This is a genomic window from Allobosea sp. WAO, assembly GCF_001509835.1.
Taxonomy (GTDB): domain Bacteria; phylum Pseudomonadota; class Alphaproteobacteria; order Rhizobiales; family Beijerinckiaceae; genus Allobosea.
The window spans coordinates 1-12,548 of sequence record NZ_JXTJ01000016.1 but is presented as its reverse complement, the minus strand read 5'-3'; the positions used below and the strand labels follow the sequence as shown (position 1 = coordinate 12,548).

Annotated in this window: 5 protein-coding genes; 2 read left to right on the top strand and 3 right to left on the bottom strand. The window is 66.8% G+C overall.

The features are described 5' to 3' along the window. Positions 1-15 precede the first annotated feature (15 nt). Genes DK26_RS24195 through gabT form a run of 3 tightly spaced genes read right to left on the bottom strand, consistent with a single transcriptional unit; the run spans position 16 to position 3,287 of the window. Complete coding sequence (locus tag DK26_RS24195) at positions 16-789, bottom strand: enoyl-CoA hydratase-related protein (protein ID WP_066478279.1); 774 nt, start codon at positions 787-789, stop codon at positions 16-18. Then, complete coding sequence (locus DK26_RS24190) at positions 789-1,766, bottom strand: hypothetical protein (protein WP_066478277.1); 978 nt, start codon at positions 1,764-1,766, stop codon at positions 789-791. Before DK26_RS24190 ends, DK26_RS24195 begins: the two co-directional genes overlap by 1 nt. Before the next feature lie 3 nt (positions 1,767-1,769). Next, positions 1,770-3,287: a 4-aminobutyrate--2-oxoglutarate transaminase gene (gene gabT, locus DK26_RS24185; protein ID WP_198162410.1), complete on the bottom strand. Its 1,518-nt coding sequence runs from the start codon at positions 3,285-3,287 to the stop codon at positions 1,770-1,772. 2 nt (positions 3,288-3,289) lie between these two features. Between gabT and DK26_RS24180 the strand changes: the two genes are divergently transcribed. Together DK26_RS24180 and DK26_RS24175 are read left to right on the top strand one after the other, a co-directional pair. Further along, a complete protein-coding gene (locus DK26_RS24180) occupies positions 3,290-3,952 on the top strand; it encodes a GntR family transcriptional regulator (RefSeq protein ID WP_066478272.1) in 663 nt (220 codons plus the stop codon). An 845-nt stretch (positions 3,953-4,797) separates the two neighbouring features. Further along, positions 4,798-12,548 (top strand): cadherin-like domain-containing protein (locus DK26_RS24175; RefSeq protein WP_157089826.1); only part of this gene is annotated, 7,751 nt, incomplete at its 3' end.

Here is a 12,548-nt window from a genome sequence, read left to right as displayed (position 1 = left end):
ACCTGTCATCTTGTCTCAACGACCGACAAAGGCCGGCTTGGCCTTCTGGCTGAAGGCCGCACGCCCCAGCCGGTAATCCTCGGTGTCGAAGCAGGCATAGGCCTCGTCGTAATCTTCCGACGTCAGCGGGCCACCTCGCCGCAAGCGCTGGACGAATTTCTTGTGCCAGCGATTGGTCAAAGGGGCCGCTTCGGCGATCCGCGCGGCGGTCTCGTAGGCCTCGACTGCCACGGCCTCATCATCGACGAGGCGACTGACGAGGCCTTTCGACAGCGCCTCCTCGGCCCCGAAGACACGGCCTTCCAGCAGGATTTCGAGCGCCGTGGCATGGCCGATGACGGCGACGATATCTTCGAGCTCGCGGTAATCCAGGGTGATGCCGATCCGGTTGATCGGCACGCCGAAACGGGCCGAGCGCCCCGCGATCCGGACGTCGCACATCGCGGCGATTTCCAGCCCGCCTCCGACGCAGGCACCCTCGACGCAAGCCACGGTCGGATGCCGCAGGTCTTTGAGCCGGTCGGTCATCTCCAGCGTGAAATCTGCGTAGTCGCGGGCCTGCTGGCGGCCATCGCGGTCGTCGCCGAAGCCGCCAATGTCGCTGCCGGCACAAAAATGCCCGCCGGCGCCCCGGACCACGACACAGCGCACCGTGTCATCAGCCTCGAAGGCGGAAAAGGCGGCGCCAAAGGCCTGGTACATCTCCATGGTGAAGGCATTGCGCTTCTCGGGACGGTTCATCAGCACCGTGGCAACGCCGTTGTCGTTGCGCGAAACCTCGATGCTCATCAGGCGCACTCCAGCAAAAGATTGGTGCCGCGCAGGACGGTGTGGCCGTCCAGCTCCAGCGTGGCGTCGGTCAGGATGGTGTCGTAGTGGGCCGCCGCGCGCACGGTGCCACCGATGTAAGCGCTCGTGCCGAGCGCGAGCTGGACCGAGCCGTAGACGCTCTCGTCCGAGAGCATGGTGCCATCGAGAGTGCAGCTCGGGTTCATGCCAATGCCGAGCTCGCCGAGATTGTAGACGAGCGGGTCGCCGAAGCTCTGCAAAAGGTCCCGGAACAGCCGCGCCTCGACGCCGCCCTCGATCGCAACGGCCATGCCTTTCTCGACATGGATGCGCACCGGCTGCTCGCGGATCAGCGCCACGCCCGGTATGCTGGCGTTTACGACGATGACGCCCTCTGCCGTGCCCTCGACCGGGGCCAGGCTGGCCTCCAGGCAGTAGCCCGCCGAGATGTCGACTGTATTGGCGAACCCATGCAGCGCGCGGCCACACCTTCCGGCGATGCTCATCGTCACATCGGTCCCATGCGGGCTTGTGACGCGGGCGGTCGCGGCTTCGGTCAAGGCCCCAGCCAGGCGTTCGATACACGGCCGCAGGGCGACGAAATCCGCCTGCCACCCCTCCGCCAGAAAGAAGTCGCTCTGGTGTGACTCCGGCAGGACGATGACGCCTACGCCGGCGCCGGTGGCCTCCTGGCGGGCCTGCGTGTGCGCGATGTTGGCCCGCGTCAGCCCGATCACGAGATCCGAAGCCTTCATGGCTTCGGCAGCAATCTGCGAAAGCTGGCCGCCATGCCGCGCCGAGCCCTCGATCTGCATCAGATTCACCTCGGCACCGACCTCGGACAAGGCGATCGCCAGCACCTCGACATTATGTGCGGTATAGAGATCGTAGAGGACCAGAACCTGGCTCTCCCGCCCGGCATTGCCGAGCAACCTCACGACCTTGCGGGCGTTCACGAGCTTGCGAAGCGCGTCCATCGCTCAGGCGATCTTGGCCACCGGACGGGCGCGGCGGTCGGTGGCGGCAATCGCCTCACCGAGGATGTCGAGCCCCCGCTCCAGCTCCGCTGTCTCCAGCGAAAGGGGCCCCAGGAAGCGGATGACATTGCCGTGGAACCCGGCCTTCACCAGAATGAGACCGTTGCGATAGCACTCCTCGATGATCTGAGCCGCCAAGTCGCCGGCCGGTTCATGGGATTTGCGATCCCGCACGATCTCGACCGCGCGCATCGCGCCGAGGCCGCGGGCATCTCCAACAATCGGATAGTGCTGCGCCCAGCCGGCAAAGCGCCCCTCGACGAGGGCACCGAGGCGCCGCGCTTTCTCGCGGTAGTCTTCGCGTTCCATCACCCTAATCGTCGCCAGGGCCGCGGCGCAGGATAGCGGGTTGCCTCCATAGGTCCCGCCAAGGCCGCCGACTCGGGGGCTATCCATCAGCTCGGCGCGCCCGACCAGGGCCGCGATCGGCATCCCACCACCCATCGACTTGGCGAGCGTGTAGAGGTCGGCCTCGATGCCGGCATGCTGCGTCGCGAACCACTCGCCGGTGCGGCAGAAGCCGGACTGGATTTCGTCGGCGATCAGCACGATGCCGTGCGCCGTGCAGTACGCGCGCAGCTTCCGCAGGAAGGATCCGGGCGCCACATGGAAGCCGCCCTCGCCCTGAAGCGGCTCGATGATGACGGCGGCAACGGCCTCGGGCGAGATCTCCATCTCGACCATGCGGGTAAACTCGGCGAAGGCCGCCTCGCTGCAGGCTTCGTCGTTCTCATGACCGGAACGATACAGGGTCGGGAACGGCGCCCGATAGACTTCCGAAGCCATCGGTCCGAAGCCGCTCTTATAGGCCGGCGCCTTTGCCGTCAGCGACAAAGCCATGAAGGTGCGGCCATGGAAGGCGCCCTCGAAGGCGATGACGGCCTGCCGTCCGGTAGCGCTCCGCGCCACCTTGATCGCGTTCTCGACCGCCTCGGCCCCGGTGGTCTGGAGCATGACCTTCTTCTGCCACGCCCCGGGGACAAGCTCGGCGAGCTTCTCGGCCAGGTCGATATAGCCGGGATACATCACGATGTTGAAGCAGGTGTGCAGAAACTGCTCGGCCTGTGCCTTCACGGCTTGCACCACCTCCGGATGGGCATGCCCGACATTCAGCGTGCCGATCCCGCCGGCAAAGTCGAGAAACTCATTGCCGTCGATATCGGTCAGCCCGGCTCCTGCGGCGCTCGATGCGAAGACCGGTGGACCGTTCGCGACACCACGCGCCACGACCGCATTGCGGCGATCGAGCAGTGAAGCGCATTGCGGGCCCGGGACAGCCAGCTCCTGCTTCAGCCTCATGCGACGTCCCTCCCCGACAGCCAATCGCCTTGGCTGGAGATAAGCCTGCACCTGATTTTGTGTCAATGATATTGCAATAGATTGTACAATCTTTTGTCTGAACGATTGATCTGGGGGCTCAACCGCATTATTCGGAAGCGAACGGACACCATGAGGTTGCAAGAATGCCCAGGCCGAAGCGAAAGGCGGCGACTGTCGAGGGTGCCATCGCCGACATGCGCAAGCGGATCTCCTCGCGGGCTCTCAGTCCGGGCACGCGAATTCCAGAGGAAGACCTGGCGCTGGCCTACGACCTGCCGCGAGCGAAGGCGCGCGAGGTGCTCGCGACCCTGGAGGATCGCAGCCTCATCACCCGTGAGCCCAACAAGGGGGCCGTCGTGGCGGCGGTCGACATGGACACCACATACCGCCTCTACGAGGTCCGCGAGGCATTGGACGGGCTGGCCGTCAGGCTGGCGACGCTGAACTCGAAGCCGAGCGACTGGGACGACATCCGCGAATTGTTCGGCCCCTCTTTCGAGGAGAGCTTGAAAGCCGGCGACATCGACCGGCATGTCGCGGCGATCGAGACCTTCCGCAGCCGGGTCACCCAAGCTGCCCGCAACCCCGTGCTCAGCGACATGATCGAGCGGATCTACGACCGTACGCGGATCACGATCCGCCGCGTCGCCTTGCTGCCCGGCCGCGCCGCGGCGGGCATCCTGCAGTATCGCGCGGTGCTGGCGGCGATCATGCGCGGCGATGCCGACGAAGCCGAGTTGCGCATCAGGGAGCTCAACCGGGATGCGCGTGCTTACATTGAGCGCTACAAGGACTACGTGATCTAGAGAAAGCGACTGGATTTTATGCGCTCAGAGACTCACTGAACGGCACAAATTGAAGATTTGGCGGCGGGCAGGGGGCAGGGGGGGCTTTATCCACGATGGGCCAAAGCTTTCCATGAACTGACCCGGGGGCGGCGCTCGGGACGCGGATCGGCCGATCGGCTGCCGTGCTTCGACCGGGAGCTGCCAGCCCTCCTGCAACTCGCCACCGCCGGGAGCCGGCGGCGGCGCTTCGGCAACTGAGCCGACCACGAGATTGACGCGCGATCTTCGCAAATGCCGATAAGCAGCTGCCTCTGGTGTCGCCTGTCTTCCTTGGCCCACGTGACACGCGTCACCGTAGCGAAACGCAGTTGCTGATCACGGTATTCGACCGGGTATCACAACTGTTGTGTTCGCCGTCCCTTGCCGCGACCTACTGCAATGGGGCTGGTATCGCTGGCTGATCTAGCGCTTTGAAAGATTGGAGCGCTCACGGCCTGCCGCTCCCGGTTCGAACGCTGCGAGGGTCTTGTCCATGCCTGTTTGGGCGGCCAGAGCTGACGTCCGAGGAGGCTCGCTGCGCTGCAGAATGCTGATTCTCACGAAGAAAGTCCGTCGAGAACGATAAAAAACCTGATGTCCAAGTCTACACCTGACCCAGCGAGGTCTCTGCGGCGAGCCTAAAAGATAAATATCCCTCCGACGGGCAAATCGAACATTACATTTTTCCAATTTGAGATGGTTCTGATATGCGCTTGTTGCGCAAGCGATTCGGATACGCCTAATTGTCTAAAACTGATATTCTGCGGCGGCCCCGCCGGCCTTTCTCGCTCCCCAGCCTGACCCTTTCTCTCGAACCTCGCTTCATGTTCGACGCCGCTGGCGCCACGACGGCTGCCGCGGTCGCCGCCGACATGCACACGCCCGCGGAAGCCGTCACCAAGCCGGCGAACGAGCAGGATCACAGCCTCCCGGCTGGCAATGGCGCAGCCGGCACGGTCGCCGATGTCGGGCCGTTCGGCGGCAAAGCCGAGGCGCAGCTGATCGAGGCGGAAGGCCGCTCGCAGGCGTCGCGGCACGAGATCGTCTTCGTCGATGCCCGCCTGCCGGAACTCGGCAGCCTGACGCCGGCTCCCGGCGTCGAGCTCATCGTCCTCGATCCCGAGCGCGACGGCCTTGCACAGGTGAGCGCGGCGCTGGCCGCTCGCAGCGGCGTCGACGCCGTGCATTTCGTCGGCCATGGCGAGGGCGGTGCCTTCACCCTCGGCCGAACGGTGGTGGATGGCGCGCTGGTCGAAGCCCGTGGCGCCGAAATCGCCTCCTGGAGCGCGGCGCTGAACGCCGATGCCGACCTCATGATCTGGGGCTGCGACGTCGCAGGCACGCCGGCGGGCGAGGCTCTGCTCGGCAGCCTCGCCATGCTGACAGGCGGCGATGTCGCCGCCTCCGAGGACAGCACCGGTGCGCAGCAGCGCGGTGGCGACTGGGTTCTGGAAGCGCGCACCGGCGCGATCGAGGCGGCTCTCCCCTTCGCGGCTGAGGCCGTGGCGGCCTGGAACCATGAGCTCGCCCCTCCGACCATCTCCGGCTCCGAGAACCTGCAGGTGGCCGAGCCGAGCACGCTCAACCCGGCCTTCGGCACGAGCGCGAGCGTCAATCTCGGCGATGCCGGCTGGGGCCTTGGCTATGATCCGGCCGACGCCAGCGATGCCGTGACCGTCTCCGTCACCGTCTCGGATGCCAGCATCGGCGCGTTCGCCGATACGGTCGGTGGCGGCGTCCAGCTCGGCAACGTCTGGACCTTCAACGGGACGATGCAGCAGGCGGACGCCTGGCTGAAGGGGTTGACCTTTACCGCGGCCGATGTCGAGCGCGGCAACGCCATTGCCTCGACCAATATCGCGGTCTCGGTCACCAACCAGACCGATGGTGGCACGGCCGACAGGACCGCGGCGATCCGTGTCACCGCCTCCAACGATCCGACCGTGCTCGACGACGTTACGGTGAACGTCGCCGAAGTCGGTCCGGGCGGCGCGCCGAGCGTGACCATCCTCGACGGCGCCATGATCGCGCCGACGGACGCCGAGGTGGCGTTCGGGACGCAGGACAAGAGCCAGATCGTCTATACGCTCGATACCGATACCCAGTACGGCTACCTTACCCTTGGCGGGGTCCGTATCGGGCAGGGCTCGGTCTTCACCCAGGCCGATATCGAGGCCGGCCGGCTCGCCTATGTCCACACGGCGACCGGGGCGCACCAGAATACGCAGGACGCCTTCGTCGTGCGCGTCAACGACGGCGCGACGCCGCTTGCCCATTCCGAGCTCGCGACCATTCGGCTCGACATCACACCGGTCAACCAGGCGCCGACCGTCTCGGGTGACGGGCGTGTCTATGAAGGGCAGCCGAGCAATGCCCAGGGGCCCGGTTCGGCCCCCTCCAAGGTCGGCGATTACATCGTCGCCGACGGAGGCGGGGATCCGAACGATCCCCTACTGATCGTCCGGCTGGACACACTGCCCACGGATGGCACGCTCCACTTCAATGGCACGGTCACGATCGGCGGCGTCGTGCAGGCGATCAACCGCGCCATCACGGCGGCGGACATCGCAGCCGGGATTAGTTTCGCCTACGCCGATCGCAGCCAACTGACCTATGCCCATAACGGCGTCGACCAGGCGAATGGCCGGCCGAAACCACAGGACGGCTTCGACGTCACCGTGATCGACGGTGGCGGCGGGGCCGGCGCCGCTGCAGCGCTCTCCGCTTCCTCGCGGATCACACTCGACGTCCTGCCCGTCAATGACGAGCCCGTCTGGGCAGGCGGTTCGCTCGAGGCGACGGTCGACGCTTCGCACCGGATCACGCTCGACACCGGCATGCTCAATGTCAGCGATCCGGATTCGCTGGACGACAGCCTCTCTTTCGTCGTTACCGGGCGCGAGATGGACAAGGGACGGCTCTATCTGACGCCGGTGGGCGGCGGCGCCGCCGTCCCGCTTCCGGTCGGCGGCACCTTTACGCTGGCCGACGTCAAGGCCGGCCGTGTCCAATACGTCCAGCATCTCGGAGCCGGCCCGAACGAGACCGACAGCTTCCAGTTCCAGGTCGTCGACAACGGCGTCTCGCTGCACTGGCGCGCCGACGGCACGCTCTACGAGCGCCCGAGCGGCATCTATGACGATCCAGCCAGCGAGACGAGCAGGCTGAAGGACTTCACCTTCACGATCCGCCTGCATGAGACGCAGGACGGGGAGGGTGGCGCCCTGCCGGCCGACCCCGATCGCACCCCCTCGCATCAGTCCAGTGAGCACGCCGGCACGGACGCGAGCGGCCATGCCGTAGGCAGCCTGACCGAGGGCGGCACCATCGTCCTCTACGACGGCAAGCCTTCAGGCGGCGAAGAGCGCCCCGGCCTGCACTATTCGGTACCCGGCGTCGCGCCCGAGCAGATCGTCTATACGGTGATGTCCTTCGACGGCGCCGCCTCAGGCTGGAACGGCGTGCTGCAGAAGCAGGTCGGGAGCGACTGGGTCTCGCTGTCGCAATATGACAATTTCACCCAGGCCGATCTCGATGCCGGCCGGGTTCGTTTCGTTCATGACGGCGGCGAGGATTTCGAGTCCAGCGTGAAGCTGCGCGCCTCCGCCGGCGTCCTGATCGACGACGGTGCCGGCGGGCTGGCGATGGACAAGTGGATCACCGATTTCCACTTCTACGCCACCCCGGTGAACGACGCGCCCGTGGCGACGGGCTCCAGCGAGAACATCATCAAGGAAGGCCAGACGGTCGCCATCACCAGCGACATGCTGGGCTTCTCCGATCCCGACGACGCGACGAGCGAAGCGCGCTACGAAGCCGGCTCGACGCTGAACGGGCAGGACAACCACGCTGCGAACCATGATGCCGCCAACCCGCTGGCGTTCTTCGTCGATGCCCTGCCGGCCAAGGGGCACCTCGAATGGTTCGACGGCGCGAGCTGGCAGGTTGTCACGCCCGCAACGGAACTCCAGGCGAGCTGGCTGACCTCCGATCCGGCGACCACGCGGCTGCGCTATGTCCATGCCGGCGGCGAGGATCTATCGGACGGCTTCACGGTTCACGCGCGCGATCGCTGGGGCGCCGTTTCCGGCAGCGCCAGCGTCGGTTTCGTCATCACGCCGGTCAACGACGCGCCGAACATCGCGGCCAATCCGACCTTGCCCGACCCGACCGGCCCGTGGCCGGGCGGCGGCGCCAGCGGCAGCGGCGCGGTCAACGAGCCCATGACGGTGATCTACGAGGGCTCCTGGCAGAAGATCACGCCCGATCTGCTGCAGGCGGTCGATCCCGACTCCTCGGTGACGCAGGTCCAGTACTCGATCACGCAGGCGCCGGCGCATGGGCGCCTCGCCTATTCGAGAGACGGCATCAACTTCACCACCTTGGGGAAGGGCTCCTCCTTCACCCAGGACGATATCGCCAAGGGCTATATCTACTACCAGCACGGCGGCAACGAGCCGAGCGGCACGACCTATCCCGGCACGCCGGACGACAAGTTCGTCTTCACCCTCTCCGACGGCGCCGCCGAGGTGACGGGCCGCGAATTCTGGATCTACGTCCAGCCGACGAACGACGCCCCCGTCGTCAAAGCCCCCTCCGGGCCGATCAATTCGACCGATACCGTCACCACGATTCCCGGCTTCAGCGTCAGCGATCCCGATCTCGCGGACGGCACGCTCGCGATCGAGGCGGATTTCCTTCAGGTCACCGTCCGGCTACTCGACAAGGACGGTCAGGCACTGACACAGGCGGGCTATGCCGGAGCCACGCTCGGCGTGACCGTGGGTGGCGCGACGGTCGATGCGACGCATAATGGGGTCGGCGGCATTCTGGTCCTCCGCGGCACGCAGGCGCAGATCAACGCCGCACTGGCCACGCTCGCCGTCAGTTTCGGCGACGACCGCGACGCCGTCTACCGCGTCCAGGTGATCGCCGACGATCGCGTGCGCGACCTGACAAGCGGCGCGCTGCTCGACCGCGACCCGGCGGCTGCGGGCACCAATCCCGGTGGCAATGGCGGCGGCACCCACAATGAGCCGAGCCAGCCCTACACCGGCTCGCCGCAACCGGTCTCGGGCTATGACGGCTTCAACTGGTATCAGGATGCCGTTCCCACCGCCTCGAACGGCAACCCGGCGATCGCGGCGCTGGTCGGCAACATCGCCGCGGCCGAAGTCACGATCCGCGCCTCGCGGGTGAACGATCCCGCCGTGCTGACCGGTACAGGGGCGGCGACGGTCTATGAGGATCAGGCGACGCCGATCGGCAGCCAGATCGGCTTCGTGATCACCGATGCGGAGTCCGCCGCGTTCGGGACGCCGGTGACGGTGACGCTCAGCGTGGGCTCCGGCACGCTCTCGCTCGGCACGATGCCGCCGGGGCTGAACGTCACCGTAAGCGGCGCCAACAGCAGCACGATGACGCTGACCGGCACGGCCGCCGATATCCAGGCTTACCTGAATGCCGCATTGCGCTACCAGTCGGCCACCGACCACAACCACGACAGCAATGGGGTCGCCGCCGGTGACGTGACCCTGACCGTCACCTTCGACGACACCGGCTCGAACATCGGCAGCGGCGGCGCTGCCGCCAATCCCGCTCCGCTCGAGATCGCGCTGACCATCGTCCCGGTGAACGACCGCCCGACGGTCGCGGTCGGCTCGGGCGCGCTCGTCGTCTCCGGGACGACGCCGGTGGACGGCGTTTCGGTCACCGACAAGGACATTGGTGGCGACGGAGCCACCGGTACGGCTGCGGGCGAGGCCGATTTCGTTCAGGTCACGATCCGGTTGACCGATACGAGCGGCCTGCCCCTGTCGCTCGCGGCCCATGGCGATGTAGTCTTGTCCTCGACCGCCTCGCCAATCAAAGGCGTCAATTTCGAGATCGACGACACCGAGAACGGCAACGGCCATGCCTTGGTCATCCGCGGCACGCGCGAGCAGGTGAACGCCTATCTCGCCGGGCTGACGGTCACGCTCCAGGGCACATTGGCCAACCGTGACGGAAGTCTGCGCCTCGAGGTCGTCGTCGACGACCGCGTCCGCGACGTGAAGACAGGTGCTCTGACGGGCACCGAAGCGAATGGCGGCGGCAACAACAATCCGGCCGGCGGTGTCTCCGCCGTTCCGACGGCGGCGGTCGATCCCTACGCCGCCGTCCCCGGCGGGCTGACTGCGAACGTCAACCAGGCCAGCCGCGAGATCTTCCCCAGCTCGGTCAACGACCCCGCCGAAATCCGCGTGACGCCGCCGACGCCCAATGAAGGCTCGGCGACGGTACAGCTGAGCGGCGTCGCGATCAGCGACCCTGATGCCCTGCCCGGCGACATCCTGACGACGACCGTCACGGTGCCACCCGGCTTCGTCATCTCCTCGATCACGGCCGGCGGCAGCACGGTGGGCGGCGTCGGCACCGCGACCGTCACCATTTCGGGCACGCTGGACCAGATCAACAGCGCCGTGAACAGCATTCGCATTCAGTTGCCGGACGAGGCTGGAACGCCGGACCGCGCAGACTGGAACGGCACGTTCAACGTCACGATCACCGTCAACGACCTGGGCAATAATGGCGGCCGACCGACGACGCTGCCGGGCGACACCGACAACCCCAATGCCAATCCAGGCGATTTCTCCTATGCCGATCCGGACGGCAATGACGGCAATCCGAACAACGACAACCATCTCGTCACGACGCGCAGCTTCGGCATCACAGTCGCCCCGGTCAACGACGCACCCGTCGTCGTGCCCGTCGGCGGCGGCACCACGGTCACGCTGACAGGGACCGAGGACAGCACCGGCGCCGGCATTCCGACGCATACGGTTTCGAGCCTGTTCCAGGGCTATTTCGACGATTCGCGCGATGCGATCACCGGCGGCTCGAACGCCGACAGCTTCGCAGGCGTCGTCGTCGGCGGCCTGACGACGAACCCCGCCCAGGGCAGCTGGCAGTATTTCAACGGCACGAGCTGGGTCGATATTGGCCCACGCACCCTCGCGAGCGGGCTCTACCTCGCTGCGGATACGCAGATCCGCTTCGCGCCGGCCGCGAACTTCCATGGCACGCCTGAGAACCTGACCGTGCGCCTGGCCGAGCATCCGGCCGGGGCGCCGGCGACCGGAACCGTCGTCGACCTCTCCGCGGCGAACGCGACCGGCGGCACCACGCGCTACAGCGCCGGCTCGGTCGTCGTGACGACGTCGGTCGCCAACGTCAACGACGCGCCGACCCTCTCGGGCGCGACCCTCGCCTCGGTCAACGAGGACACCGTCTCTCCGCCGGGCGAGACGGTCGCGAACCTGTTCGGCTCGCTCTACTCGGACGCCACCGACAACCGCAGCGCAATTGCGGGCGGCGGCAATGCCGCGACCCCGTTCGGCGGCATCGCCATCACCGGAAATGCAGCAAGCTCGGCCCAGGGCGAGTGGCAGTATTCGCTGAACGGCGCCGACTGGACCACCGTCCGCACCGACCTCAGCGACGGCGACGCGTTGCTCCTGGCGCCTACCGCCAAGCTGCGCTTTGTGCCGGCTGCCGACTTCAACGGCACGCCGGGCGGCCTATCCGTGCGCGCCTCCGACGCGCCGGTGAGCTTCGCCGCGAGCGCCGATCTCTCCGGCGATCTGGGGACGACGGGGCCGTGGTCGAACGCTGTGGCGCTCGGCACCACCGTCAACCCGCTCAACGACGCTCCGCTCCTTGGCGGGACCGCGACCAATCCGGTCGTGACCGAAAACGCCCAGACCGGCACCGGCACCAGCCTGCCGCCGACCTCGCTTTTCACCCCCGGCACGATCACGCTCTCCGATATCGACCTGACGACCACGCCTGGCCTTGGCGCAGGTGTCTTCGGCGCCGGCGAGATCGAATTGTCGCTGGGATCGAGCTATCTCTCCGGAGACAGGCTCGCTATCGCGGCCGGCTACACCTTGCCGGCCGGCGTGACGATCGACGCCGTGCATGACGGTTCGGCCGGGCGGCTCGTGATCAAGCTCGCGCCGGGCACGAGCGTCGCCGACGTCATCGCCCTGATCGAGAACGTCACCTACAGCAGCAGCAGCGACAACCCGACCGATTTCGGCACGAAGACCACGCGCAGCTACACGCTGGTCGTGCGCGACGGCAACAACCGCGATGGCCAGAACGACACGGCCGGCGGGCCTGCCTCGCTGACCTCTGCGCCACTCTCCGGCACGATCACGATCGCGGCGACGAACGACCCGCCGGTCGCCGAAGACAACGTCAAAACTATCGCCGAGGACACCGCCTCGGTCTCGGGCAACGTCATCCTCGACCCGTCGCCCGGCAGCGCGGTCGACCGCGACCCGGACACGCTGGTCGGCGATCTCGCGATCAGCGGCATCGCCTTCGGCGCGACGACGGGAACGGTGGGCAGCGGGCTTGCCGGCGCCTACGGGACGCTGACGCTGAACGCCGACGGCAGCTACAGCTACGCGCTCGACAACGATGACCCCCGGGTCAACGCGCTGCGCGACGGCGAGACCCTGACGGAGGTGTTCACCTATACGCTGAGCGATGGCAGCGCGACGGATACCGCGACGCTGACGATCACGAT